This window comes from Micromonospora sp. NPDC050980, assembly GCF_040653835.1.
Classification (GTDB): Bacteria; Actinomycetota; Actinomycetes; order Mycobacteriales; family Micromonosporaceae; genus Micromonospora.
The window spans coordinates 523,481-548,486 of sequence record NZ_JBFAGS010000001.1; the positions used below are offsets into that span (position 1 = coordinate 523,481).

The 25,006-nt window shown below is 73.5% G+C and carries 30 protein-coding genes and 1 pseudogene; 11 read left to right on the top strand and 20 right to left on the bottom strand.

The annotated features are described in order from the left end of the window. Positions 1–31: 31 nt before the first annotated feature. Complete coding sequence (locus AB0H28_RS02550; RefSeq protein WP_358033076.1) at positions 32–937, top strand: GNAT family N-acetyltransferase; 906 nt, start codon at positions 32–34, stop codon at positions 935–937. Here the strand turns inward: AB0H28_RS02550 and AB0H28_RS02555 are convergent. Beyond that, positions 930–1,451: an O-acetyl-ADP-ribose deacetylase gene (locus AB0H28_RS02555; protein ID WP_358033079.1), complete on the bottom strand. Its 522-nt coding sequence runs from the start codon at positions 1,449–1,451 to the stop codon at positions 930–932. The two genes, AB0H28_RS02550 and AB0H28_RS02555, sit on opposite strands and share 8 nt — an antisense overlap. Before the next feature lies 1 nt (position 1,452). Then, entirely contained in the window at positions 1,453–2,244 is a 792-nt protein-coding gene (locus tag AB0H28_RS02560) for an EI24 domain-containing protein (RefSeq protein WP_358033082.1), read from the bottom strand. A 154-nt stretch (positions 2,245–2,398) separates the two neighbouring features. Here AB0H28_RS02560 and AB0H28_RS02565 point away from each other — a divergent pair. After that, positions 2,399–2,881: pseudogene (locus AB0H28_RS02565) on the top strand (HTH domain-containing protein); the annotation flags it as partial. Positions 2,882–2,982: 101 nt separating this feature from the next. Here the strand turns inward: AB0H28_RS02565 and AB0H28_RS02570 are convergent. After that, positions 2,983–3,897 (bottom strand): SDR family oxidoreductase, encoded by a 915-nt coding sequence (locus AB0H28_RS02570; protein ID WP_358033085.1) that lies wholly within the window; start codon positions 3,895–3,897, stop codon positions 2,983–2,985. A gap of 57 nt (positions 3,898–3,954) precedes the next feature. Here AB0H28_RS02570 and AB0H28_RS02575 point away from each other — a divergent pair, with 57 nt between their 5' ends. After that, positions 3,955–4,644 (top strand): nucleotidyltransferase domain-containing protein, encoded by a 690-nt coding sequence (locus AB0H28_RS02575; RefSeq protein WP_358033839.1) that lies wholly within the window; start codon positions 3,955–3,957, stop codon positions 4,642–4,644. A gap of 1 nt (position 4,645) precedes the next feature. On the opposite strand, the gene AB0H28_RS02580 is transcribed toward AB0H28_RS02575, so the two are convergent. The 5 genes from AB0H28_RS02580 to AB0H28_RS02600 form a co-directional block, all read right to left on the bottom strand. Beyond that, positions 4,646–5,383 carry an alanyl-tRNA editing protein gene (locus tag AB0H28_RS02580; RefSeq protein ID WP_358033087.1) on the bottom strand — a complete coding sequence of 246 codons (738 nt, stop codon included), beginning with the start codon at positions 5,381–5,383 and terminating at the stop codon, positions 4,646–4,648. An 11-nt stretch (positions 5,384–5,394) separates the two neighbouring features. Further along, positions 5,395–6,282 (bottom strand): alpha/beta hydrolase, encoded by an 888-nt coding sequence (locus AB0H28_RS02585; protein WP_358033089.1) that lies wholly within the window; start codon positions 6,280–6,282, stop codon positions 5,395–5,397. Then, positions 6,279–6,593 carry a DUF2516 family protein gene (locus AB0H28_RS02590; protein WP_181570570.1) on the bottom strand — a complete coding sequence of 105 codons (315 nt, stop codon included), beginning with the start codon at positions 6,591–6,593 and terminating at the stop codon, positions 6,279–6,281. Before AB0H28_RS02590 ends, AB0H28_RS02585 begins: the two co-directional genes overlap by 4 nt. Positions 6,594–6,665: 72 nt before the next feature. Continuing rightward, positions 6,666–7,304 (bottom strand): hypothetical protein, encoded by a 639-nt coding sequence (locus AB0H28_RS02595; protein WP_358033092.1) that lies wholly within the window; start codon positions 7,302–7,304, stop codon positions 6,666–6,668. Continuing rightward, on the bottom strand, positions 7,301–7,921 hold the full coding sequence (locus tag AB0H28_RS02600; RefSeq protein ID WP_358033094.1) for a helix-turn-helix transcriptional regulator: 621 nt from the start codon (positions 7,919–7,921) through the stop codon (positions 7,301–7,303). Before AB0H28_RS02600 ends, AB0H28_RS02595 begins: the two co-directional genes overlap by 4 nt. 118 nt (positions 7,922–8,039) lie before the next feature. Between AB0H28_RS02600 and AB0H28_RS02605 the strand changes: the two genes are divergently transcribed. Then, the gene (locus AB0H28_RS02605; protein ID WP_358033841.1) at positions 8,040–8,831 is read left to right on the top strand and encodes an alpha/beta hydrolase; all 792 of its coding nucleotides are present in this window, start codon (positions 8,040–8,042) and stop codon (positions 8,829–8,831) included. A 27-nt stretch (positions 8,832–8,858) separates the two neighbouring features. Here AB0H28_RS02605 and AB0H28_RS02610 read toward each other — a convergent pair whose 3' ends face one another. From AB0H28_RS02610 to mtfM, 6 genes are all read right to left on the bottom strand, one after another. Next, positions 8,859–9,818, bottom strand: a complete 960-nt coding sequence (locus tag AB0H28_RS02610; RefSeq protein WP_358033096.1) for an asparaginase — start codon at positions 9,816–9,818, stop codon at positions 8,859–8,861. A 94-nt stretch (positions 9,819–9,912) separates the two neighbouring features. After that, on the bottom strand, positions 9,913–10,740 hold the full coding sequence (locus AB0H28_RS02615; RefSeq protein ID WP_358033099.1) for a 3-keto-5-aminohexanoate cleavage protein: 828 nt from the start codon (positions 10,738–10,740) through the stop codon (positions 9,913–9,915). Positions 10,741–10,840: 100 nt separating this feature from the next. After that, a complete protein-coding gene (locus AB0H28_RS02620) occupies positions 10,841–11,950 on the bottom strand; it encodes a folate-binding protein (RefSeq protein ID WP_358033101.1) in 1,110 nt (369 codons plus the stop codon). Then, on the bottom strand, positions 11,947–12,354 hold the full coding sequence (locus tag AB0H28_RS02625; protein WP_358033843.1) for a Fur family transcriptional regulator: 408 nt from the start codon (positions 12,352–12,354) through the stop codon (positions 11,947–11,949). The genes AB0H28_RS02620 and AB0H28_RS02625 overlap by 4 nt, the downstream gene beginning before the upstream one ends. Before the next feature lie 59 nt (positions 12,355–12,413). After that, complete coding sequence (locus AB0H28_RS02630; RefSeq protein WP_358033103.1) at positions 12,414–13,001, bottom strand: FABP family protein; 588 nt, start codon at positions 12,999–13,001, stop codon at positions 12,414–12,416. A gap of 4 nt (positions 13,002–13,005) precedes the next feature. Continuing rightward, the gene (gene mtfM / locus AB0H28_RS02635; RefSeq protein ID WP_013288813.1) at positions 13,006–13,110 is read right to left on the bottom strand and encodes a small membrane protein MtfM; all 105 of its coding nucleotides are present in this window, start codon (positions 13,108–13,110) and stop codon (positions 13,006–13,008) included. A gap of 12 nt (positions 13,111–13,122) precedes the next feature. Here mtfM and AB0H28_RS02640 point away from each other — a divergent pair, with 12 nt between their 5' ends. From AB0H28_RS02640 to AB0H28_RS02650, 3 genes are all read left to right on the top strand, one after another. Then, the gene (locus AB0H28_RS02640) at positions 13,123–13,497 is read left to right on the top strand and encodes a DsrE family protein (protein WP_358033105.1); all 375 of its coding nucleotides are present in this window, start codon (positions 13,123–13,125) and stop codon (positions 13,495–13,497) included. Between the two features lie 81 nt (positions 13,498–13,578). Further along, positions 13,579–13,962, top strand: a complete 384-nt coding sequence (locus tag AB0H28_RS02645) for an SCP2 sterol-binding domain-containing protein (RefSeq protein WP_358033107.1) — start codon at positions 13,579–13,581, stop codon at positions 13,960–13,962. Further along, a complete protein-coding gene (locus AB0H28_RS02650; RefSeq protein ID WP_358033110.1) occupies positions 13,959–16,013 on the top strand; it encodes a glycogen debranching N-terminal domain-containing protein in 2,055 nt (684 codons plus the stop codon). The genes AB0H28_RS02645 and AB0H28_RS02650 overlap by 4 nt, the downstream gene beginning before the upstream one ends. An 11-nt stretch (positions 16,014–16,024) precedes the next feature. On the opposite strand, the gene AB0H28_RS02655 is transcribed toward AB0H28_RS02650, so the two are convergent. The 6 genes from AB0H28_RS02655 to AB0H28_RS02680 form a co-directional block, all read right to left on the bottom strand. Then, positions 16,025–16,876: a hypothetical protein gene (locus tag AB0H28_RS02655; protein ID WP_358033113.1), complete on the bottom strand. Its 852-nt coding sequence runs from the start codon at positions 16,874–16,876 to the stop codon at positions 16,025–16,027. 267 nt (positions 16,877–17,143) lie between these two features. Continuing rightward, positions 17,144–17,476, bottom strand: coding sequence for a DUF1416 domain-containing protein (locus tag AB0H28_RS02660; protein WP_358033116.1), 333 nt, complete (start codon positions 17,474–17,476; stop codon positions 17,144–17,146). 2 nt (positions 17,477–17,478) lie between these two features. Then, positions 17,479–18,327 carry a sulfurtransferase gene (locus AB0H28_RS02665; protein WP_358033119.1) on the bottom strand — a complete coding sequence of 283 codons (849 nt, stop codon included), beginning with the start codon at positions 18,325–18,327 and terminating at the stop codon, positions 17,479–17,481. A 193-nt stretch (positions 18,328–18,520) separates the two neighbouring features. After that, on the bottom strand, positions 18,521–18,628 hold the full coding sequence (locus AB0H28_RS02670) for an Ms5788A family Cys-rich leader peptide (protein WP_358033121.1): 108 nt from the start codon (positions 18,626–18,628) through the stop codon (positions 18,521–18,523). A gap of 72 nt (positions 18,629–18,700) precedes the next feature. After that, positions 18,701–19,483 (bottom strand): DUF2993 domain-containing protein, encoded by a 783-nt coding sequence (locus AB0H28_RS02675; protein WP_358033124.1) that lies wholly within the window; start codon positions 19,481–19,483, stop codon positions 18,701–18,703. A gap of 82 nt (positions 19,484–19,565) precedes the next feature. Then, entirely contained in the window at positions 19,566–20,615 is a 1,050-nt protein-coding gene (locus AB0H28_RS02680) for a hypothetical protein (protein WP_358033127.1), read from the bottom strand. A gap of 246 nt (positions 20,616–20,861) precedes the next feature. Here AB0H28_RS02680 and AB0H28_RS02685 point away from each other — a divergent pair, with 246 nt between their 5' ends. The 4 genes from AB0H28_RS02685 to pstS all read left to right on the top strand — a co-directional run bounded on the left by AB0H28_RS02685 (position 20,862) and on the right by pstS (position 24,988). Then, positions 20,862–21,581 carry a response regulator transcription factor gene (locus tag AB0H28_RS02685; RefSeq protein WP_358033129.1) on the top strand — a complete coding sequence of 240 codons (720 nt, stop codon included), beginning with the start codon at positions 20,862–20,864 and terminating at the stop codon, positions 21,579–21,581. A 149-nt stretch (positions 21,582–21,730) separates the two neighbouring features. Beyond that, positions 21,731–22,588, top strand: coding sequence for a polysaccharide deacetylase family protein (locus AB0H28_RS02690; protein WP_358033133.1), 858 nt, complete (start codon positions 21,731–21,733; stop codon positions 22,586–22,588). Between the two features lie 67 nt (positions 22,589–22,655). Continuing rightward, a complete protein-coding gene (gene mshD / locus AB0H28_RS02695; RefSeq protein WP_358033135.1) occupies positions 22,656–23,600 on the top strand; it encodes a mycothiol synthase in 945 nt (314 codons plus the stop codon). A gap of 287 nt (positions 23,601–23,887) precedes the next feature. Continuing rightward, positions 23,888–24,988 carry a phosphate ABC transporter substrate-binding protein PstS gene (pstS, locus tag AB0H28_RS02700; RefSeq protein ID WP_358033138.1) on the top strand — a complete coding sequence of 367 codons (1,101 nt, stop codon included), beginning with the start codon at positions 23,888–23,890 and terminating at the stop codon, positions 24,986–24,988. Positions 24,989–25,006: the final 18 nt, after the last annotated feature.

Here is a 25,006-nt window from a genome sequence, read left to right on the forward strand (position 1 = left end):
GTGACCGCACGGCGTGGCTAGGGTCGCCCGGGTGAGCGAAGCCGAGATCCGTCGCGCCCGCGCCGACGACGCGCCCGCCGTGGTGGCGCTGCGCGCGCTGGTCTTTCCCTACCTGGTCCGGGGTGTCGAGTCGACCCGCCGGATGATCGAGCAGCCGCCGCCCGGGGAGGACTGGGCCGCCTGGGTCGCCGAGGCGGGCGGTCGGGTGGTCGGCTGGGCGGCGGCACATCGCAACACGCAGACCTCGACGCCCGGGGTCGGCGACATCTCCACCCTGCACGTCCACCCCGACCACCGCGGCCGGGGCGCCGGCACCGCGCTGCTCGACGTCGCACTCGACCATCTGCGCACGCTCGGGTCGACACGGGCGCTCACCTACGCCCGCACCGACTCGCTGCCGTTCGCGCAGCGGCACGGCTTCACCGCCAGCCGGGAACTGCGCTACTCCGCGCTCGACCTGCGCACCGCCCCGCCGATGCCGGAGCCGCCGCCAGGCGTCCGGCTGCTGCCGGTCGACGGGCTCGACCCGCGCCGGGTCCACCGGGTGGATGCGGAGGCGTCCCCCGACGAACCGGGCGACGTGCCGATCGACTCGTTCGACTTCGACCTCTGGCGGCACGAGATCTGGGACAACCCGGGCTTCGACCGGGACGCCAGCACGGCCGCCGAGGTGGACGGGGAGCTGGTGGCGATCAGCCTGGTGCAGCGCGACGGCGACCGCATGTGGTCGGACTTCACCGCCACGCTGCCCGCGTACCGGGGCCGGGGGTTTGCCCGGCTCGCCAAGCAGGCCGCGCTGCACGCCGCCGCGGCACGCGGGGTGCGGACCGCGTACACCTCGAACGACGAGGCGAACGCGCCGATGCTGGCGATCAACGAGGCCCTCGGCTACCGGCCGGTCGACAGCCAGTGGTCGTGCCGGCGCACGCTCAGCTGAGCCGGCCGGCGGCGATCCGCACCGCCGTCGCATAGGTGTCCGCGCCGAACAGCACCAGCCGGGCCTCGACCACGTGCGCCGGGGTGGCCGCGTGCAGCACGGCCAACGCCTGCGCCACCGCGTCCTCGACCGGCCAGCCGTAGATCCCGGCCGAGATCAGCGGGAACGCGATCCGGGTCGCGCCCAGTTCGTCGGCGACCCGCAGGCTGTTGGCGTAGCAGTCGCGCAGCAGCGCCGACCGGTCCTCGCCCGGCGCGAAGACCGGCCCGACGGTGTGCACCACCCAGCGTGCCGGCAGGTCGCCGGCCGTGGTGGCGACCGCCTGCCCGGTCGGCAGCCCCCGCTCGTATCGGGAGGCCCGCAGCGCCCGGCACTCCGCCAGGATCGCCGGCCCGCCCCGGGCGTGGATCGCACCGTCCACTCCCCCGCCGCCGAGCAGCGACGAGTTCGCCGCGTTGACGATCGCGTCGACCTGCTGGGCGGTGATGTCACCCTCGATCAACACCGTGTCCATCTCATCGCTCCTTGACGTGCTGGCCCAGCGACCGGCGGGCCAGCAGCGCGGCCCCGGCGACGGCGGCCGGCATGACCAGCACCGCGCCGAGCGGGATCAGGAAACACAGGAATACCGCCACCCCGAAACCGAGCGCGGTCGGCCGGTCGGCCCGCAGCCGCGCCCGCCGGTCGGGCAGCCGCATCCCGCGCCGGTAGAACGGCGCGCCGACCAGTTCCAGGGCCAGGAACCAGCCACCCACCAGGGCACCGACCACCGGGACCACCGTCTGGCCCACCACCGGGATGAAGCCGGCCGCGAAGAGGGGTACGCCGACCAGCACGGTGACGGCCACCAGGCGCACCGAGTCGGCGACGCTGCGCCGCAGCGAGGCCCAGAACGGCACGTCCACCTTCCCCGGGGTGCCGCCGAGGCGGTCCTCGACCCGCTCGGAGATGGCCTCGTAGAACGGGTCGCCGACGGCAAGGGTGACCGCGGTGAAGGTGAGCACCCCGACCAGCGCGGCCACCCCGACGACGGCCAGCCCGGCGGCGACCCGCAGCAGCTTGCGGGCGGTCGACGACCAGTCGTCGGCGAACGGGGTGAACCAGGCGGCCAGATCGTCCACGAAATACAGCAGGGTGGCGAAGAGCGCCAGGTAGAGCACGCCGGAGATCAGCGCCGGCACGACGCCGAGCAGCATCATCCGGGGGCTGCGGACGTACATGCCGAAGCCGCGCAGCAGCAGGCCGGCGCCGCCGAGGAAGCGGGTGACCGCGCCGGTCACCGGCGCGACGGTACGGGAGGCGTTCACGACGGCAGCCTAGTGCGCTCGCGCCCGCCGCCCGGCTGTTAGGAGGGGCCCCCGCCAATCCGTATGCGTTAAGCGGGGGCCCCTCCTTACACAATGGGGGGTGCGTGCGTCTCGGCTGATCTCGTTGGTGCTGCTGCTCCAGTCCCAGGAGACGATGACGGCGGCCGAGCTGGCCGGTGAGCTGGAAGTCTCCGAACGCACCGTCTACCGGGACGTGCTGGCGCTCTCCGCCGCCGGCGTCCCGGTCTACGCCGACCGGGGCCGGACCGGCGGATACCGGTTGCTCGGCGGCTACCGGACCCGGCTGACCGGGCTGAGCCGCGACGAGGCCGAGGCGTTGTTCCTGGCCGGGCTGCCGGGGCCGGCCGGTGACATGGGGCTGGCCGACGCGGTTGCCGCCGCCGAGTTGAAGGTGCTGGCCGCGCTGCCGCCGAGCCTGCGGGACGCGCCGGCGCGTACCGGGCAGCGGTTCCACCTGGACGTGCCGGGCTGGTTCCGGGAGTCCGCGCCCCCGCCCCGGCTGGCGGAGCTGGCCCGGGCGGTGTGGCGGGACCGGATGGTGGAGCTGCGCTACCGGCGCGGCGGTCGGGAGGTGACCCGCGCGCTCGCGCCGTACGGGTTGGTGCTGAAGAACGGGCCCCCGCCGGAGCTGCGGGCCCGGTTCGCCGAGGCGGCCCGCCGCGCGGCGGCGCTCTACGCCGGCCCGCCCGCAGACGCCGGCCCGCCGCAGGGCACCGGTCAGCGGTAGCCGGTGTCGTCGGCCGGGAGGCCCGGCGCGACCACCTCGTCGTGGTAGCGGGACCAGTGCGGCCGGGTGCCGTCGAGGTCGGTGAAGCCGTACTCCTGGGCCAGCCCGCCGCTGTCCAGCGACCGCCCGTTCCAGCGGTGCCGGTCCGGGTCGGCGGCCAGGGCGACGACCGCGCGCCCGACGAAGGCCGGCGTCTCGGACATGACGAAGTGCGGGTCGGTCTTCGCCCCGTCGCGCCAGTTGGCCTCCGTGACGCCGAAGTGCTCCAGCATCGCCTCGGAACGCAGCCAGCCGGGGGTGAGCGCGACCGCCGTGCAACCGTGCGGCGCCAGCTCGTGCGCCTGGGTGAAGCCCAGCCGGTTCACCGACACCTTGGCCAGGTCGTAGAAGACGGAGAGGCGGTAGGTGGCGTCGTTGTACGCCTTGGTGCCGTCGCCGATCTCGACGACCAGCCCGCCCGGGTTGCGAATCAGCAGCGGCAGCGCGAAGTGGCTGGTGATGATGTGGGTGTCGACGGCCAGGCGCAGCGTGCGGAAGCCGGCGTCGAGCGGCTGCTCCCAGACCGGCTTCTCCCAGGTGATCAGCGGGTCGGCGCCCCAGATGTCATTGACCAGCACGTCGAGGCGGCCCTGTTCGGCGTCGATCCGCTCGACCAGCGTGCGTACCTGCTCGGGGTCGAGGTGGTCGACGGCGACCGCGACGCCGGTGCCGCCGGCGGCGGTGACCAGCTCGGCGGTCTCCTCGATGGTTTCCGGGCGGTCCATCTCCGAGCGGCGGTCGCGGGTGGTGCGGCCGGTGGCGTAGACGGTGGCTCCGGCGGCGCCGAGCTGGACGGCGATCTGCCGGCCGGCGCCGCGGGTCGCGCCCGCGACGAGCGCCACCTTTCCGGTGAGTGGTGAATTCATGGACCCACCGTGTCACCGATACCTGACAGCCGAAGTCCGGTTTTCCGACGGAGTCGGATCGGCGATCATGAGGGCATGCACCTGCTGCTCTCCGGGATCGTCGGCTCGGTCGCGTACGGGCTGGCCGGCCCCGGCTCGGACACCGACCGGCTCGGTGTCTTCGCCGCGCCCACCGTCGCGTTCCACGGCCTGCGCCCGCCCCGCGAGTCGGTGGTCACCACCGACCCGGACGTCACGCTGCACGAGGCCCGGAAGTACGCGCTGCTGGCGCTGAGCGGCAACCCGACCGCCATCGAGTTGATGTGGCTGCCGGACGACTGCTACGAGACCCGCACCGAGTTCGGCGAGCGGCTGATCGGCATCCGGTCGGCGTTCCTCAGCGCGCCCCGGGTCCGCGACGCCTACCTCGGGTACGCCTCGCGACAGTTCCGCAAGCTCGCCGGCGCGCCGCCGGACACCGGCGGCCGGCGGCGCTCGGCGAAGCACGCCCGGCATCTGGCCCGGCTGCTGCACCAGGGCCGGCTGCTGTACGCGACCGGGGCGCTGGAGATCCGGCTGGCCGAACCGGGCTGGTTCCGCGCGTTCGGCGAGCGGGTGGCCGGCGGTGCGCTGGCCGAGGCGCAGGCGCTGGTGGCGGACGCCGAGGCGGAGTTCGACCGGACCCGTTCGCCGTTGCCCGAGCGCCCGGACGAGGAGGCCGTGGAGCGGTGGCTGCTCGACGTACGGGCGGCGTACCTGCCCCGCTGACTCAGTCCGCGAGCCGGACCCGGACCCGGCGGTTGGCCCGCCCCTTGCTCTCCACCTTGACCACCTGGACCTTGCCGATCTGGGCGGTGGACGCGACGTGGGTGCCGCCGTCGGCCTGCACGTCCAGCCCGACGATGTCGACGATCCGCACCTCCTGCTCGCTCGGCGGGATCAGGTTGGACTGGGTGCAGATGATGTCGGGCAGGGCCAGCGCCTCGGCGCGCGGCAGCACCCGGACGGCGACCGAGCGGTCGGCGACCACCTCGGCGTTGACCAGCTCTTCGATGCGGGCCTTGAAGTCCGGCGGCACCTCGGGGAGGTTGAAGTCCATCCGGGCCTCGCCGGGTTCCATGTTGCCGCCGGTGACCAGCGCGCCGAAGTCCCGGAAGACCACGCCGCAGAGCACGTGCAGCCCGGAGTGGGTCCGCATCAGCATGGTCCGCCGGGCGTCCTCCACCGCGCCGGTGACCTCGGTGCCGACCGGCGGCAGCGGGTCACCGTCGACCGGGATCAGCCAGAGGTCGTCGGCCTTGCGGGTGCCCGCGATCCGGGTCTGCACGCCCTGCCAGAGCAGCACGCCGTGGTCTGGCGGCTGTCCGCCGCCGCCCGGGTAGAACGCGGACCGGTCCAGCACGATGCCCTGCTCGGGATCGGCCGCGAGCACCCGGCAGGTCCACTCACGCAGCGTGGGGTCGGCGAGGTCGAGGCGGTGCGTACGGCCGTGATGTGTGACACCCATGCGCAGCGACGTTACCCGTTCAGGAACGACGAGATGCGCTCCCGCAGGTCGGCGCGTTCGGTCCAGAGGACGCCGGGCCGGTCGTACACGTGCAGGGTGGCCGCCGGCAGCACGGCGGCGAGCCGCTCGGCGACCGCGACGGGGTGCAGGTCGTCGTCGGCGCAGCCGATCACCAGGGCCGGTGCGGTGACCGCGGCGAGCGCGGCGGCGTCGTCCAGCGCGGCCTGCTCGGGCAGACCGGCCAGGCCGGGCGCGAGCCCGTCGCGGAGCAGTTGGTCGAGCCGCTGCCGCAGGTAGGCCCAGCCGGCCGGGGTGTTGCGGACCGACGGGGGCAGTTCCAGCGACACCACCTCGGCGAGCGCGTGCGCGTCGCCGTCGGCCACCGCGTCGAGCAGGCCGGCGAGGCGGGACCGGGCCGCCTCGCCACGCGGGGTGTCCAGCACGGCGGGCAGGAAGAAGACCAGCTTCTCGAAGCGTTCCGGGCTCTCTGCCAGCAGCCGGCACAGCGCGCCCGCGCCGAGACTGGCGCCGAACGCGCGGGTGGCGCCGCCCAGGTCGGCGACGGCGCGCAGGTCACGGGCGAGGTCGAGGTAGGTCCACGGCCCGGCCGGCGAGTCGGAGCGGCCGTGCCCGCGGAACTGGAAGAAGATCCGGCGGCCGGTGACGCCGCTGCCGAACGGCCGGGTGGTGGCGATGCCGTTGCCCAGCCCGTGCGCGAACACGGTGACCGGGTCACCGACGCCGGTGACCAGGCGTTCCAGGCTCACCCCGTGCGGGGTGGCGACCAGTTCCGTCTCCGGCTCGGGCAGCGCCGGTCGGCCGGTGCGCGGCCCGCCGGGGCCGGGCCCCCAGGTGCGGGGACCGCCGTCCGGCGGCGGTGGCCAGCGGAAACCTCTCACCAGGACCCTCGACCGTCGTGCAGGTCCCGCAGGCCGGGCCGCACGTCGAGCAGGTAGATGAGGCCGGCGGCGATGCCGACCAGTCCGAACAGGCTGATCGGGCCGAAGCCGAGCAGGGTGAGCAGCATGCAGACCGCCAGGATGGCGACCCAGCCGCCCTTGGGCAGCGTGCCGATCGCGGCGAATCCGTCGCCGCGCTGGGTGATCGCGTGCACCAGGGCCACCCCCTGGATGACCAGGGCGAAGACGAGCAGGATGAGCTGAATCACGGAGCGTACTTCGAACGCGAAGATCGGCGCGGCGTAGGCCATGTCGGCAAGCTTATGCCGAGACCCCGGAAACGTCCGACAGGACGCTGTCCGGGGTCTCGGTGGGGAGTCGGGTCACTCGGCGGCCGGGCGGGTCCGCTTCGTGGCCTTCGGCAGCTTCGCCGACGGCGTGGCCGGCGTGTGGGCGGCGGCCTTGGTGGCGGTCGCCTTGGTGGCCCGGGTCCGCTTCACGGCGGCCGGCTTGGCGGCCACCGCCTCGGCCACCTCGACCGGGCTGGGCGCCTCGGTCTTCGGCGCCTCGGTCTTCGGGGCCTCGGCGGCCGGGGCGGTCTCCTCGGTCGCCTCGATGTCGGCGTTCACCGTGTCGGCGGCCTCCAGCACACCGGCGCCGACGACCCGCTCACCGCGGGCGACCAGCTCGGCGTACGCGGCCAGAGCGCGCTCCTGCGCGGCGTAGGCACCGGCCACCACGGCGGCGGCGTTGCGGGTGGCGGCCTCGCGGAGCTTGTCCAGGTTGGCCGCCTGGCGGAGCTGGTCGAGGTCGGTCGAGCGCAGCCCGGTGGCGGTCTCGGTGGCCTTCTGGCGCAGCTCGTAGCCGGTGCCGACGGCCTTGCCGCCGAGGTCGGTGACGACCCGGGTGCCGAGACCGCTGACCACGGTGGGCAGCTTGCGGAGCTGCTCCAGGGCCAGCTCGCCGGCGCCGGCGGCGGCGTAGAGGGGGGCGGGGATGCGGTTGGTCTTCGGCTGGGTCATGACTGCTCCTCTTCGGCCGCACCGGCGGCCTTCCGGGCCGCCCGGCGGCCGGTCGTGCCTGTACGGGCGGCGGTGGTCGGTGCGGGCGCGGTGCCCGCTTCGGTGACAGCGACCGACTCGAGGACGGCCTCGGTCGGGGTGCCGTCGGTCGTCACGGGGCCGGTCGCGGCCGGCGCGACGGTGGCCGGGGCCTCGGGCGCGGTGTCCGGCCCGCTGGGCTCCGCCGGCGCGGCGGCCGGCTCCGCCGCTGCGGTGGCGCCGGTCGCCTCGGCGAGGCGCGCGTTCTCGCGGCGGAACGTCTCGTAGATCTGGGTGAGTGACTGCTTCTGGGCCATGGTCAGCTCGCTGTCGACCGCGATGGCCGCGAGCACGCCCTGGCCCTCCTTGTCGTCCAGCAGGCCGGCCCGCAGGTACATGGCCGGGGTGGAGACGCGCAGCGCGCTGGCGAGTTGCTGGAGCACCTCGGCGCTCGGCTTGCGCAGCCCACGTTCGATCTGGCTCAGGTAGGGATTGCTGACACCTGCCTGCTCGGCGAGCTGACGCAGCGAGATCTTCGCGTTGCGCCGCAGGTCGCGAATGAACCCGCCGACATCGGGAAGATCCTTGCTGGTGGCCATGGTTCGACCGTAACGCGGCCTGCTAGCTGCTGCAAGCGAAACGCTAGCCAGAGTTAGCGAGGTCACCACAAACCCGGTTGCGTGCCCGGTGTCCGCTCCGTACCGTCCCAGCGTGACGATGATCGAGATCAACGGTGCCCGCCTCGCACACGACGAGGCCGGCGACGGCAGCGCCGTGGTGCTGCTGCACGCCGGCATCGCGGACCGGCGGATGTGGCGCGCGCAGGTGCCGGCGCTCGCCGAGCGGCACCGGGTGCTCGTTCCTGATCTGCGCGGCTACGGCGACTCGGAGCTGCCACCCGCCCCGTTCGCCCACCACGACGACGTGATCGGGCTGCTCGACGCGCTCGGCGTCGAGCGGGCCGCGCTGGTCGGCTGCTCGTTCGGCGGCCGGGTAGCGGTGGACACCGCGCTGGCCCACCCGGATCGGGTGAGCGCGCTGGCGTTGTTCGGCGCTCCGGTCTCCGGTCACGAGTGGTCCGAGGAGACCGAGCGGCTCTGGGCGGACCTGGTCGGCGACGTCGACCCGGAGGACTTCGCGGCCACCGCCGCGGGCGAGGTGCGCTTCTGGGTGGTCGGGCCGACCCGGCAACCGGCCGACGTCGACCCGGAACTGATCCGGTTCGCCGAGGAGATGGACCGCCGGGCGCTCGCGGCCGAGCAGGCGCTCAGCGCGATCGAGGTGGGCGAGCTGGACCCGCCGGCCGTGGACCGCCTGCACGAGCTGCGGATGCCGGTGCTCACCGCCGCCGGCGCCGACGACCTCCCGGACATCCGCCGCCTGGCCGACCGCATCGCCGCCGAGGCCCCGCACGGCCGACGCCTCCCCGACGTCCCCGACGCCGCCCACCTGCTCCCCCTGGAGCGCCCCGCCGCCGTCAACACCGCCCTGCTCGACCTGCTCGCCTGAACCGCCCCGGCCGGGCGGCAGGCGAGGTCACCAGAGGGGACGGACGGCTCCGACCGGCAGGCCGCCGCCGAGCAGGGGCAGTTCGGCGTACTCGGTGAGGATCGGGGCGCGCACGTCGAGGCGGGCCAGGGCCGCGGCCAGGACCGGCATCCTCGGTCGCGCCGCGCCGTCGTCGACCTTCAGGGCGACCGCGCCGACGTCCGGGACCGCCGCCGCCATCACCCCCTCCGCGCCGATCTTGCCCAGCAGCCCGGGTACGCCGCGCATCAGCCGGGTGTCGTCGGCCTGGGTGCCACCGACCATCTCCGGGTACGCCCGCATCGCGTCCGCCACGGTCCGCTCCACGGTGCCCGGCTCCGCGGTGACCAGCCGCAGGAAGGCGCGCGCCAGGCCGGTCAGCGAGACGGCGTGCACCGGCGCGCCGCACCCGTCCACCCCGATCGCCGCCGCCCGCTCCCCGGTGAACTCCTCGACGGTGGCGGTCAGTCGCTGCTGGAGCGGGTGCTCCGGCCGCCAGTAGCCGTCCAACGGCCAGCCGGCGGCCAGACAGGTGAGCAGCATGCCGGTGTGCTTGCCCGAGCAGTTCATCGACACCCGCGACGGCCCACCACCGGCCCGCAGCACCGCCTCCCGGGCGGCCTCGCCGAACGGCAGGTCCGCCGGGCAGTGCAGCGCGTCCTCGCCCAGCCCGGCCCCCCGGAGCAGCGCGACGACCCGCTCGACGTGGAACTCCTCGCCCGCGTGGCTCGCCGCGACCAGCGCCACGTCGGCCGGCTCGGTCAGCGGCAGCCCGGCCCGGAGCATGCCGATCGCCTGCATCGGCTTGTTCGACGAGCGGGGAAAAATCGGCGAGACGACATCGCCCGCCCCGGCGGCCGGCGAGCCGGCGGCGTCGAGCACCGCCACGGAGCCACGGTGGACGCCCTCCACGAACCCGGAGCGGACCACCTCGGCGAGCGGCACGCCACCCTCGTACGTCTTTCCCACGCGATGGACGGTACCGACGGCACGCAGCCGACCCGCAGCGGGGTGACCTGCGCCGTCAGCCTCGCCCGTACAAGGGTGGTTGCCCGTGCGCCGCTTACAGGCCGAGCAGCGCCCGGGCCTCCGCGGTGGTCAGCGGCGGGCGCTGGGCGAGCTGGGCGAAGCCGACCGCCCGCGCCACGAGCTGCATGTTGGACTCCACCGGGCGACCCTTGGCATAGGTGACCGTGTCCTCCATCCCGACCCGCAGGTGACCACCGGCCGACAGCGAGGCCAGCATCACCGGAATCGTGCTGCGCCCGATGCCGGTGGCCGAGAACGTGGTGCCCGCCGGCAGGTCGCGCAGCATCTGCTGGGCGGCGACCAGGGTGGCGGTGGTGCCCGGCATGCCGCCCGGCACGCCCATCACGAAGTCGACGTGGACGTGCCCGCCGTGCGGCAGGCCGTACTTGCCGAGCAGCCGCTGCAACGCGGTCAGGTGGCCCAGCTCGAAGATCTCGTACTCGGGGACGACGCCCCGCTCCTGCATCCGGGTGTGCAGGTCGACGATGAACTCCCAGCGGTTGAGGAACACGTCGTCACCGAAGTTGACAGTCCCCATGGTGCAGGAGGCCATGTCCGGCGCGGCGTCGAGCACGGCGAGCCGGTGCTCCTCCGGGTCGGTCACCGCGCCACCGGAGGAGAGCTGCACGATCAGGTCGGTGCTCTCCCGCAGCGCCGACACGGTGTCCCGCAGCCGCCCCTGGTCGAGCGTGGGTCGCGCGTCGTCGTCGCGGATGTGGACGTGGATCACGGCCGCGCCGAGCGCCGCGCACTCCTTGGCGGTCAGCAGCAGCTCGTCGAGCGTCACCGGCAGCGCCGGCACCTCCGCCTTCGCCGACTCCGCGCCGGTGGGGGCAACCGTGATCAACGTCCCTGTCGTCATGCCCGGATCCTAGACCGCTCCCCGACCGCAAGTCTTCCCGCGTGAGGGGTGTTAAGCGGGGACCCTTCCTATGCAGGAGGCGTTAAGAAGGGGCCCTTCCTTAACTGTCGATGGCGGCGGCGGTGTCGCCGATCATCAGGCGGGCGTCGTCGGGGGTGTTGCGCTTGAGCACGGCGAGCGCGATCTGACCCAGCTCGTAGTGGTGCACCGCGCTGCCGACGAACCCGACCGTCCGGCCGTCCAGCGTCACCGGCGTGCCGGCGGCCGGCGGCTGGTCGCTGGTCACGCCGTCCAGGTGCAGCAGCGTGAGCCGGCGCGGCGGCTTGCCCAGGTTGTGCACCCGGGCCACCGTCTCCTGCCCCCGATAGCAACCCTTGTCCAGGTGCACGGCCGGGGCGATCAGGTCCACCTCGGCGGGAATGGTCCGGTGGTCGGTGTCCACTCCGGCCCGGGCCCGGCGGGCGGCCACCCGGATCGCCTCGTACGCCCACAGCCCGGCCACCGGCACGCCCGCGCCGCGCAGCCGCCGCACCACCTCGGCCATGGCGGCACGGGGCACCAGCAGGTCGACGCCGAGCGCCACCCGCCGGGCCCAACCGCCGGCCGGCAGCGGCTTGACGTCGTATACCACGGAGGGGCGCGGGGGCAGCTCGCCGGAGCGGAACTTCGGGCCCGGCACCCCGACCAGGTCGGGCGCGGCCAGCTCGGCGACGCCGAGCGCGGCGAGCGCACCGGTCGCCTCCGGCCCGACCAGCGAGAGCACCGCGTGCTCGGCGGTGACGTCGCGCGGGTCGACCTTGCTGAAGAACCGCATCTTCTCCAGGTAGGCCAGGAGCCCGGCGGTCATCCCCGGCTCGGTGTCCAGCCAGGTCGTCTCGCCGTCCTCGGCCACCAGCGCGTGCTGCTCGACGTGCCCGTTCGGGGAGAGCACCAGCAGCTCGGTGCCCTGCCACGGGGCCAACCCGGCCAGGTGCTGGCTGGTCAGCGTGTGCAGCCAGCCGATCCGCTCCTCGCCCGGCACCGCGACCACGCCCCGGTGCGACCGGTCGACCAGGCCCACGCCGGTCGCCAGGACGCGCTGCTCGCGCATCGGGTCGCCGTAGTGGGCGGCCACCGGGGCGACGCCGGCCGCGCGGTGGGCCGGCGCGGGCTGGTCCCGGGTCTGTTCGTCGATGGCGTCGGTGGTCACCGCGCCGGCAATGTCGATCATGTGGGTTCCCCGTCCTGTGCGCACCGACCGCAGACCCCGAAGAGCGCCACGTGCCCGATGTCGACCTGGAAGCCGCGCTGCCCGGCGAGCTGGTCGGCGAGTGGCCGGAGCATCTCCGGGGAGATCTCGTCGATCGCGCCGCAGTCGCGGCACACCAGGTGCACGTGCTGGTGTTCGCCGGCCGCGTGGTAGGTCGGCGAGCCGTGCGACAGGTGGGTGTGGGTGACCAGGCCGAGCCGTTCCAGCAGCTCCAGCGTGCGGTAGATGGTGGTGATGTTGACTCCGGCCGCGACCTCACGGACTGCCGTGTGCACCTGTTCCGGGGTGGCGTGCCCCAGCTCCAGGACGGCCCGCAGGACCAACTGCCGCTGCGCCGTCAGCCGCAGCCCGCGCGAGCGGAGCATTTCCGCGAGGGAGGATTCGGACACCCTCCGATCATAGTTCGGCAGCGGCGCCGGCCCGGTCAGCCGGCCACCCGGACCAGCCGGGCGGAGAGGTGCGGGCTGAGCGGGTGACCCATCGCGGCCATCTCCTGGGCGTAGAGCAGGGCACCCTCGACGATGCCGAACAGGCGGGCGCCGGCCGTGACCTCCTTGGCCGTGGCGGTACGCACCACCGCGTCGGTGGAGAACTCGATCTGGGTGCCCTTGCGCTTGCCGATGTGCAGCTCCATCACGCCGGTCGGCACGCTCATCAGCGCCTCGATCTCGTCGGTGACCCGCTCACCGTCCAGCACCGGACGCCACCAGCCCACCTCGCGACCGGCCGGGCGGACCGGGCGGCTCTGCTCGTCCAGGATCCAGGCCCGCGACTCGTAGAGCAGGAACGGCCGGCCGTCGTGGCTGATCCGGATCTCCTGGGCGAAGTCGAAGTCCTCGATCGTCGGGAAGCCGCCCCGGCCCCGGCCCCGCCACACCCCGATGTACGGCAGCAGCCCGTCCAGGCTCGGGTGCAGCTTCGGGCCGACGCGCAGGTCGTGGCTCTCCTCGTACGGGTATTCCTCGACCGGGGGCGCGTTCAGCCACGGCGGCTGAAGCGGATTCTCACTCACAGATTCACCACTTACCTCTAGCGATTCGCACTGCGACGTAGACCAAGCCACCGGCGAGCGCGCCCAGACCGGCGACCAGCAGGCTGACGAACCCGATCTCGGTAACCATCCGGGCCATCCTATGCTGGGCGGCATGACGCGCACTCTCGTCGTCAAGGCCACCGCCGGGGCGGACGCCCCCGAGCGCTGCGCCCAGGCTTTCACCGTCGCCGCCACCGCGGCGGCGGCCGGGGTGGACGTGTCGCTCTGGCTGACCGGCGAGTCGACCTGGTTCGCGCTGCCCGGGCGGGCGGAGTCGTTCGAGTTGCCGCACTCGGCGCCGCTTGGCGAACTGCTGCACGTGATCCTCACCACCGGCCGGGTGACCGCCTGCACCCAGTGCGCCGCCCGGCGGGACATCGGCACGGACGACGTGATCCCGGGCGTCCGGATCGCCGGCGCGGCGGTGTTCGTCGAGGAAGCGATGGCCGAGGGCGCGCAGGCCCTGGTCTACTGAAACCCGGCCGCCCGGGTTGTCCATTCTGCCCGGTGAGGCGATCCTGACCCGATATGCCGTTCTTCTGCCTACCATTCGACTGTGAGTGAGGCGATCGAACGGTTCTTCGCGTCGTTGCCGGCACGCGCCCCCGCCCTGCTGCGCGGCCCGACCGGCGGCACCCTCCAGATCGACCTGACCGACGGCAACCACACCCGGCACTGGTACGTGACGTTGGCGCCCGGATCGGCCCGGGTGAGCCGGCAGGAGGAGCGCCCGGCGGACGCCGTCCTGACCATCGGCACCCCGCTCTTCGAGGCCCTCGTCACCGGCCGCGAGGCGGCGCTGGCGGTCGTGCTGCGCAACGAGGCCACGTTCGGCGGGCGCGTCGTGCTGCTCCTGGCGCTCCGCCGCTTCCTGCCCGACCCGCCCGGGACGCGGGACCCGCGGAAGACCGCCCGCGAGCACGCCCGGCGGTCGGCGTGAAGCAGCGGGTCAGCATCCTCGACGGCAACATGTTCCTGGTCAGCGACCAGCGCGGCAACATCGAGCCGTCGTACGACTTCCCCACCGGGCTGTTCTCCTTCGACACCCGGTTCCTCTCGACCTGGATCCTCTCCCTCGACGGCCAACTGCTGCACGCGCTCTCCATCGACGACTCGCTCTCCTACAAGAGCCGGTTCTTCACGGTCCCCGGCGAACCGACGCACTACCTGGACGCGGACGTCTCGGTGATCCGCAGCCGCTCGATCGGCGGCAGCTTCGACGAGGAGCTGACCCTGCTCAACCACGCCGACCAGGAGAAGGAGTTCCGGCTGCGACTCGACATCGGCTGCGACTTCGCCGACCTCTTCGAGATCAAGCACCGGCGGGAGAAGAAGGGCGTGACCACGCCGACGGTGCAGGAGCGGGGACTGCGGCTCACCTACCGCCGGCAGGGATTCCACCGGGAGACGAAGGTGACCAGCAGCGCGCCGGTCGAGGTCTATCCGGACGGGATGACGTTCCGGATCCGCGTCGCGGCACACGGCGAGTGGACCACCCGGCTGCACGTCGACACCGTGATCTACGGGGCCCGGGGCGAGGACATCCGGGCCACCCTGCCGCTGGGCGGGAGCCGCTCGGCCGCGGCCATCGAGGCCGAGCAGAACGCGCTGATCGAGCGCGCCCCGACGCTGGCCTGCGACTGTCAGCCGCTGGCCGGGGCGTACCGGCGCAGCCTCAACGACCTGGCCGCCCTCCGGTACGAGTCGATCACGCTCGGCGTGCGACTGATCGCCGCCGGCCTGCCCTGGTTCATGACCCTGTTCGGGCGGGACAGCATCTTCACCGCGCTGCAGATCCTGCCGTTCCTGCCCACGCTGATCCAGCCGACCCTCCTCATGCTGGCCGGGTTGCAGGGCGGGCGGGTCGACGACTTCCGGGACGAGGAGCCCGGCAAGATCCTGCACGAGCTGCGGTACGGCGAGACCGCCGGCTTCGAGGAGCAACCCCACTCGCCGTACTACGGCGCGGCCGACACCACCGCGCTCTTCGTGATCCTGCTCGACGAGTACGAGCGGTGGACCGGGGACTCGACGCTGGTGCGCCAGCTCGAACACGAGACCCGGGCGGCGCTGACCTGGCTCGACACGTACGGGGACCTGCTCGGCACCGGCTACGTCTGGTACCTGAGCCGCAACCCGGAGAGCGGGCTGCCGAACCAGTGCTGGAAGGACTCCCCGGACGCCATCTCCTACGCCGACGGCCGGCTGCCGCCGTTCCCCCGGGCCACCTGCGAACTACAGGGCTACGCCTACGACGCCAAGCGACGCGGCGCCCGGATGGCCCGCGAACTGTGGGGCGACCCGGCGTACGCGGATCGGCTGGAACGCGAGGCGGCGGCGCTGAAGGAACGGTTCAACCGGGACTTCTGGATCCCGGAACGGGAGTACTACGCGCTGGCCCTCGACCCGCAGGGGCGGCACGTGGACGCGCTCACCTCCAACATCGGTCACCTGCTGTGGAGCGGCATCGTCGACGAGTCCCGCGCGCCGGCGGTCGCCGCGCACCTGCTCGGACCGCGTCTCTTCTCCGGCTGGGGGGTGCGGACGCTCGCCGACGACCAGGGCCGCTACAACCCGATCGGCTACCACGTCGGCACGGTGTGGCCGTTCGACAACTCGATCATCGCCTGGGGCCTGTGGAAGTACGGCTTCCGGGACGAGGCCGGCCACATCTGCGACACGATGCTCAGCGCGTCCCGCTACTTCAACGGGCGACTCCCCGAGGTGTTCGCCGGCTACGAACGCGGCCTCACCGAATATCCGGTGGAGTATCCGACCGCGTGCAGCCCGCAGGCCTGGTCCGCCGGCACCCCACTGCTGCTGCTGCGGGTGATGCTGGGCCTGGAGCCGCAGGACGGGCACCTGATCATCGACCCGGCGGTGCCGCCGGGCATGGGCCGGGTGGAACTGCTCGACATCCCGGGCCGGTGGGGCCGGGTGGACGCGCTGGGCCGCAGCCGCACCCCGCACGGCGAGAACCACCGGCACTGAGCCCCGCCGGGTCAGGCCGGGCAGGGGCTGGTGACGGCCACCCGTACCCGCTCGTCGACCCGTTCGGCGAGCACCGCCGGGTCGCCCGGGCGGGCGTACCGGTCGGCGGAGTCCACCACCGGTGCGGCGCCGGCGCCGAACGCGGCGGCCAGCGGCTGGTCCGCCGCCACGGCGGCCTCGCCCCGGGCGGTCCGGGCGGTCCCGCCGCCCGGGCAGGGCGCGCCGAGCACCTGGACCACCCCGATCGCTCCGCCCCAGCGACCCAGCGCGCGGGTCAGCGCGGCGGACTCGCCGGCCGCGTCCACGGCCGGGGGCCGGTAACCGTCGCCGACCGGACGACATCCGGTGGCGGCGGTGAGCAGCACCCGGCCGGGCCCGTCGGCCCGGCCCTCGACGGCCACGAAGTCGCCGGCGTCGGCGCGCAGCAGCGGCTCGCCGTCGAACGTCGAGACACCGGCCCGCCACCGCGACGGCAGCCGGTCGGCCACCTGGCGCAGCACGTCGCGGGTGTCCGCGTCGGCGGTAGCCACCTCGATGCCGCGTTCCAGGCTCACCCCGGCGTCCAGCGGGGTCACCCGGCAACCCCGGTCCAGCCGGTCCGGCAGGAGCGCCGGCACGCCGGCCGCCGGAATCGCGGCGCTCAGCTCACCTATCGCCCGATCCACCACCGGACCGGCCTGGCTCAGCGACCGCTGCTCCTTGACGGTGGGCGGATCGGTGCGCACCGACCACCAGGTCAGCCCGGCGAGCAGCACAGCCCACACCACGGTGGCGGCCACCAGCCAGCGCTGCCGGCGCCGGCCGGAACCGGGCTGGTCGGGACGGGTCGGCGGGGCGTACCCCGGGTGGGCGGCACCGGTCACGCAATTCATCGTGTCATGCCCCCGCGACCCGCCTCTTGTTGCCCTCTTTCCGTGTCGCACGGCGCTCCGGAGCGGCTGGGTGACGTGGATGCCGAGGGTGGCCGGACGCCAGCTCGGCGACGTGGCGGTCTCCGCCGGGCGGGGATGCCGCCACGGCTCGGGCCGGCCACCCCTGGTGCGGGGCGGCCGGCCCGAGCCGATGCGCGCGATGCGGAGGTGTCAACCGGGGGCCCCGCCTGTACCGGAGGCGTCGACCGGGGCCCCTCCTTACACCTTGACCGTGACGGTGACCTCGTTGATGCCGCGGGCGGCGGTCACGGCGGTGTCGCCGTTGCCCTGGCGGGAGAGGGCCCGCAGCGTCCACGAGCCGGGCGCGGCGAAGAACCGGAACTGGCCGGCCGCCGAGGTCACCACCTCGGCGGTGAACTCACCTGTCGAATCGAGCAGCCGGACGTACGCGCCCGGCACGGCCTCGCCGGACTCGGACCGCACCTGGCCGGTGATGACGGTTTCCTTCTCCAGGTCCAGGCTGGCCGGCAGCGGGGCGGCCTGGTCCGGCGCGGCGCAGCCGGCGGCGGTGGGAGCGGTCGGAGCGGTCATGGTCACGCCTCCCCGGGCTCGTCGCCGAGGGCCACCGGCACACCGACCAGCGAGCCGTACTCGGTCCAGGACCCGTCGTAGTTCTTCACGTTCCGGTGCCCGAGCAGCTCCTGGAGCACGAACCAGGTGTGCGACGAGCGCTCGCCGATCCGGCAGTAGGCGATGGTCTCCTTGCCGTCGTCCAGCCCGGCGGCGGCGTAGATCTTGCGCAACTCGTCGTCGGACTTGAACGTGCCGTCCTCGTTCGCCGCCTTGGACCACGGCACGCTGATCGCGGTCGGCACGTGCCCGGCCCGCTGCGCCTGCTCCTGCGGGAGGTGGGCCGGGGCGAGCAGCCGGCCAGCGTACTCGTCGGGGCTGCGCACGTCGACGAGGTTCTTGGTGCCGATGGCGGCGACCACCTCGTCGCGGAACGCGCGGATGGAGGTGTCCGGCGCCTGCGCGGAGTATTGCGTCGCCGGGCGGGTCACCGCGTCGGTGACCAGCGGACGGGCGTCCAGCTCCCACTTCTTCCGGCCGCCGTCGAGCAGCTTGACGTCGCGGTGGCCGTAGAGCTTGAAATACCAGTACGCGTACGCGGCGAACCAGTTGTTGTTGCCGCCGTAGAGGATGACGGTGTCGTCGTTGGCGATGCCCCGCTCGGAGAGCAGCGCCGCGAACTGCTCCTGGTTGACGAAGTCCCGGCGGACCTGGTCCTGCAGGTCGGTCTTCCAGTCGAGCTTGATCGCGCCGGCGATGTGGCCGGTGTCGTAGGCCGAGGTGTCCTCGTCGACCTCGACGAAGACGACGCCCGGGGTGTCGAGGTTCTTCTCGGCCCACTCGGCCGAGACGAGTGCGGTGTCGCGACTCATCAGATCACTCCCTGGTGAGGATGGGTGGTGAGCCTGCGCGCGGAGATCGAAGTCGGTGGTTGTCGCACCACGCGCGGGACCCAGAGCTAGGAACGGATCACGGGTACGTGCGACGGCGCCGCTGCCGGGCGTTCAGGGGTGTTCGGACCCTTGGTGCCGGTGGCCGCTCAGGCGGCCGGAGACAGCCTCGCCGTCAGAGGGCGGGGCGACACAGGCAGGTGGCCACGCGGCACAGGTCGACCGCGCGCCGTTTGGTGAGGAGGGTCCCCATGGGGTGGGACACTACCAGCCGGACCGGCATCCGCCACCGGCCCGACCAGCATGCGAGATGCGAGAAACGTCAGCCGGCGGAGTTGATCCTGCCGGCCGGCTTTCAGCCGGCGGAGTTGATCGGGACGTTCTCGGCGTCACCGGCGACCACCAGGCCGTCCGGCGTCGGCTCCACCTTGCGCAGGTTGAGCTGGAACGGCAGCTCCGGCAGCGGCACGTCGATCGAGATGCTCTTGGCGTAGTTGGACAGCAGCGTCCGCGCCGGTGCCACGTTCGGCAGGCCGTCGGCGGTGAGGTCGTTGAAGCGCAGCGCCACCTTGCCGTCGTTCACGGTCAGGTCGGCGGTGCCGTTGACGGTCAGCTTGATGCCGAGGATGTCCACCGGGGCGGTCACCGTCAGCTTGCCGTCCCGCTCGCCGAGCTTCAGGCCGGGGCGGTTCAGCAGCTTCGCCAGGCTGTCGTAGGTGACGGTGCCCCGCCCGTCGACGCTCTCGGCCACCACGTCGCCCCGGCCGGAGCGGAGCGTGTCAAGCGAGGCGGTCACGTTGCGGGCGTCCACGTCCAGCCGGGGCAGCTCCACCGCGCCGCCCTGCACGTTGCCCTGCACGTCGGTCAACTGGATCGAGATGTGCTCGTACTTCCCGGCCAGCACCTGGTCGAGGAACGGGAAGCCACCGACCTCGACCTCGGGCGCGGCGGATCGCGCGTCCTGCTTGGCGAGTTCCTGCCGCACCTGGTCGGCGATGGCCCGCTCGGCGACCCCGGCCGCCACCCGGTCGGCGACGACGAGCAGCCCGCCCAGCACCAGCAGCAGGACGACGAAACCGATCAGCACCTTCCGGCCCCGGCGACGGGGCCGGCCCTCCGCCGGGTTCGCCTCTGCCACGCCGCCTCCAGTCCTCGCCGCCGTCACCGCGTCTCGCGGCGCAACCGTACTTACCCGGGGCGAGACTTCTCCAACCGGGCGCTCAGAGGAAGAGCACACACATGGCGTACGCGGCGGGCGCGGCGAGCGCGAAGCCGCCCAGCGGCCCCTGCATGTGCCGGGCCGCCCACATGGTCGGCGGCTCACCGGCCATCAGCCGGCCCGCCTCGGCGTAGCCCACGGCGAGGTCGGCCAGCACGGCGGTGGCCGCGGTGACCACGCCGACCAGCGCGCCGCTGGTCGGGGTGAAGCCGACCAGGTAGCTGCCGAGCACGGCGCTGGTCAGGGTGCCGAGCATGGCGCCGACGACCACGCCGGCCGCGCCGCGGGGCACCTGCGGGGCGAGCCGGGGCCACGGCGCCACCGCGTCGGTCAGCCGCGCCACCAGCAGGGCCACCCCGGCGGCGGTGAGGCAGACGGTGATCGCCTGGGTGCCCTTGGGGATCCGGCTGAGCACGATCAGCGAGGCGAACGCGACCACGCCCACCACGATGAGCAGCGTGCCGCCCAGCGAGTCGGTGACCCGGACCCGGTCCACCCGGCGGACGAGCTGCCCGAGCACGCCGAGCAGGAGGCCGGCGACCGCGGCGTATCCGAGCGGGGCCAGGCCGGCGATGTCCGACTGCACGGCGGCGGCGTCGGCGATCGCCGCCGTGCCGGCGCTGACCAGCGCGACGACCAGCAGCGCGGGCGGGCGCATGGCCATCGTCCAGGCGAGCACGTAGAGCAGTTGGACGCCGAAGATGACGACCGCGAACGGCAGCCGGTGCCCCGGGCCGGAGGTCTGCGCCCCGAGCACCAGGCCGACGCCGAGCAACGCGGCGAAGCCGGCCACGGTCAGCGCCAGCGGGCGGCGGAACTCCACCGGCGGCGTCTCCTCCTCGGGCGAGGCGTCCGAGGAGTCGTCGGAGCGCCGGCCGGGGCCGCCCTTGCGGAGCCGGCGCGGGCCGGTGCGTTCCCGCCGCTCCCCCTCCGCCTCGGCCGGGCCGGTGCGGGGGGCGGGCGGATAGCCACGGGCGGGGCCGGACGGCCCGGCGGACGGGTCGTCGGCCCACGGGTCACGACCGGCGTCGCGCGAGGTGGAGGGAAACACGCCCCGATCGTGCCAGACCCGGGCGGCTCGGCGGAGGTCGCGGTTTCGGCAACGTTAAAACCTGCGCCGCGATCGAGGGCAGAAAGGGCAAACGGGAAAAGGCGCGAAGGTGACGACCGGACCATCGGTTACGCTCAACCCGTTACCCCGCCCGTCAGCGACGCCGGGACCCACGCAAGTTCACAGCGCCGCCCCCACCCGGGCGTGCCGCTGGTCGCGCGCGGCCGAAGGGCCGCCGGGACGGAGGTGATCGTGGAGCTCCTGCTTCTCGTGACCGCACGGGCGGGTGAGCCCTCGGCGGTGCTGCCGGCGCTCGACCTGCTGCCGCACTCGGTGCGCACCGCGCCCCGCGACGTGCGCACCCTGGTGTCCGGCCCGACCCCGGACGCCGTCCTGGTGGATGCCCGCTCCGAGTTGAGCGAGGCCCGGGCCACCTGCCGGATGCTGCACGCCACCGGGCTCGGCGTGCCGCTGGTCGCGGTGGTCACCGAGGCCGGCCTGATCGCGCTGAACGCCGACTGGGGCGTGGACGACGTGATCCTCGCCGGGGCCGGCCCGGCCGAGGTGGAGGCGCGGCTGCGGCTCGCGGTCGGCCGGCTGAGCAACGCCGTCGCCGGCGCCGGCGGTTCGATCCGGGCCGGCGAGCTGAACATCGACCCGGACACCTACGCCGCGAAGCTGAAGGGCCGGCCGCTCGACCTGACCTACAAGGAGTTCGAGCTGCTGAAGTTCCTCGCCCAGCACCCGGGGCGCGTCTTCACCCGGGACCAGTTGCTGCGCGAGGTCTGGGGCTACGACTACTTCGGCGGCACCCGCACTGTCGACGTGCACGTCCGGCGGCTGCGCGCGAAGCTCGGTTCGGAGTACGAGTCGATGATCGGCACGGTCCGCCAGGTGGGCTACAAGTTCGTCGTGCCGCCGTCCCGCGCGCTGCCGGAGCCGGAGCCCGCCGCGCTGCCGGTCTGACCGTTCCCGTTCCCCCGACCGGGGAGTACTTTTACCGAATGCCCTTTTTGCCCTATCGGTCAGTCATATCCTGACTGCCGGATTTGCCGGGCAAAGGGGGCGATGGTGCGCGCGGTGACCACGGGGGCGACGAACGGCCGGTACCACTGATGTCGGGCGCGACCGCGCGCGCGACCGGCGTGGTGACCGTCGTGCTGGCCGCGCTGCTGGCCTCGGCGTTCGTGCTGGGACGCAGCCTGGTGCCGGACCAGCGGCCGACGACCACCGGGCTCGCCGGCGCCACCGCGGGGCCGCACTACGCCGACCAGCCACCGAGCACGGAACTGCCGGCTGCGCCGGCACCGGGACGACCGATCCCCGAGGCGTCCCCGGACGCCGGCCCGGTCGGCGACGACGACGGTCCGGGACCGTTCGGCGCCCAGACCGCCACCGGCTCCGCCCGCGTCGCGCTCACCTTCGACGACGGCCCCGACCCGCGATGGACCCCGCAGGTGCTCGCCCTGCTGAGCCAGTACGGGGTGAAGGCCACGTTCTGCGTCGTCGGCGAGAACGTGGCGAGCCACCCGGATTTGGTCCGGTCGATCGTGGCCGAGGGACACACCCTCTGCAACCACTCCTGGCGGCACGACGTCAACCTGGGCAAGCGGTCGCCCGACGCGATCCGCGCCGACCTGCTGCGCACCAACGACGCGATCCTGGCCGCCGCGCCCGACGCGCACATCGCCTACTACCGCCAGCCGGGCGGGGTCTGGACCGCTCCGGTGGTGTCGGTCTGCGCGGGGCTGGGGCTCACTCCGCTGCACTGGAGCGTCGACCCCTCGGACTGGAAGGCGCCGGGCGCGACCACCATCGAGACGAGCGTCCGCACGCAGACCGGGCCCGGCGCGATAGTGCTCATGCACGACGCGGGCGGCGACCGCTCGGGCACCGTGGCCGCGTTGCAGCGCCTGCTGCCCGAACTGCTGGCCCGGTTCGAGCTGGAACCGCTGCCCGTCCGCGTCCCGTGACCCGCGCCACCGACACCCGCCCGGCTCGGGGGCGAACCGCGGCCCGCCGGCCGCTACCGTGACAGGGATGAGCATCACTGAACCGACGAGCGACGCAGGGCGGGGCGCGGCCGAGGTCGCCCGGGCGGACCGGCTGGCGCCGGACGAGATCACCGAGGTGCTGGCGCTGGCCCGCGCCGCCGGCGACGCCGACGGCGCCGATCCGTTCGACGAGCACGTGCTGCTGCGGCTGCGTGACCCGGAGGCCCCGGCCGTACACCTCGTCGCCCGGGCGCCCGACGGCGTCCTGACCGGGTATGCGCACCTCGACACCGGCGCCCCGGCCGACGGCGTCGGCGCGGAACTGGTCGTGCATCCGGCGCACCGGCGTCGGGGCACCGGTCGGGCGCTGGCCCGGGCGGTGCTGGCCGCCGCCCCCGGGCCGGTGCGTGCCTGGGCCCACGGCGACCACCCGTCCGCCGCCGCGCTCGCGGTCGACCTGGGCCTCACCCGGGCCCGGGTGCTGTGGCAGCTACGCCGGCCGTTGACCGCCGTGCTGCCCGAGCCGGTCCTGCCCGAGGGCGTGGCGCTGCGCGCGTTCCGCCCGGGCGAGGACGACGAGGCCTGGCTGGGGGTCAACAACGCCGCCTTCGCCCAGCACCCCGAGCAGGGCCGGTGGACGCTGGACGACCTGCGCGTGCGCCTCGACGAGCCGTGGTTCGACCCGGCCGGCTTCCTGCTCGCGGTCGACTCCGGCACCGGCCGGCTGCTCGGCTTCCACTGGACGAAGGTGCACGAGCGGTCCGGGTCCGCCCGGATCGGCGAGGTCTACGTGCTCGGCGTCGACCCGTCCGCGCACCGGGGTGGGCTGGGCCGGGCGCTGACCACCGCCGGCCTGACCTACCTGCGCGACCGTCGAGGGCTGGACCGGGTGATGCTCTACGTCGACGAGAGCAACACCGGCGCGGTCGCGCTCTACGAGCGGGCCGGTTTCGCCCGCTGGTGCGGGCACGTCAACTACCAGGCGGCGTGACCCGTCGGGGCGGCATCGGAAAGCATCACGGTGCCGTCACGGCCCGGTGGCGGCCAGGTCACGCCCGACCGGATAAATGATGATAAGAGGGACTTGACCTCGGGAGTTCATGTAATGGACAACACACTTACAGCTTCCCGTCGGCGAGCGGATCGAGCTTGTTCACCCTGCGTTAACTTCTGACCGGCGAACCGTCCACCTGGCCCTCCTAACTTTCACGTCAGCCGGCCAGTCCGGCCCCGGACACCCCGGGCGACCTGACAGAAGACGTGAAGGGAAACCTTTCAGTGAAGCTCCAGCGGCACGGTGCCATCGCCTGTCTCGCTCTTACCGCGGTTCTCGGCCTCAGCGCCTGCGGCTCGGACAACAACGAGTCGGACACGCCCTCGGCCTCCGGTTCCGCCGCCGCCGACTGCGGCACCGGCACCATCAACGCGCAGGGCTCCTCGGCGCAGAAGAACGCGATGGCCGAGTGGATCAAGAACTATCAGCAGAAGTGCTCGGGCCTGACCATCAACTACGAGCCCACCGGCTCCGGCGCGGGCATCGAGGCGTTCATCGCCGGCACCGCCGACTTCGCCGGCTCCGACTCGGCCCTCAAGCCGGAGGAGAAGCCGAAGGCCGACGCGCGCTGCACCGGCGGCCAGGCCGTCGACCTGCCGATGGTGACCGGCCCGATCGCCGTCGCCTACAACGTCGAGGGCGTGGACGGCCTGCAGCTCAAGCCCGCCACCCTGGCCAAGATCTTCGCTGGCAAGATCACCAAGTGGGACGACGCCGCGATCAAGGCCGACAACCCGGACGCCAAGCTGCCGTCCAGCACGATCAGCACCGTGCACCGCAACGACTCGTCGGGGACCACCGACAACTTCACCAACTACCTGTCGAAGACGGCCGAGGCCGACTGGACGTTCGGCAAGGCCAAGGAGTGGAAGGCTCCGGGCGGCACCGGCCAGAAGGGCTCCGACGGCGTCACCGGCTTCGTCAAGAGCACCCCGGGCTCCATCACCTACACCGAGCTGTCGTTCGCCGAGAACGCCGGCCTCAACATGGCCAAGATCCAGAACGGTGCCGGCGAGTTCGCCGAGCTGACCCCGGAGAACGCCGGCAAGGCCGTCGCGGGCGCCGAGGTGGTCGGCCAGGGTGACGACCTCGCGCTGTCGATCGACTACAACACCAAGGAGGCGGGCGCCTACCCGCTGGTCCTGGTGACCTACGAGATCGTCTGCGACAAGGGCATGGACGCCGACAAGCTCAAGGCGGTCAAGGGTTTCCTCGGCTACACCGCGAGCGAGGAGGGCCAGCAGGCCCTGACGGAGCTGGGCTACGCCCCGCTTCCGGAGTCGGTCCGCGGCAAGGTGGCCGACGCCGTCAGCAAGATGTCCTGAACCACCACTTCGGACACC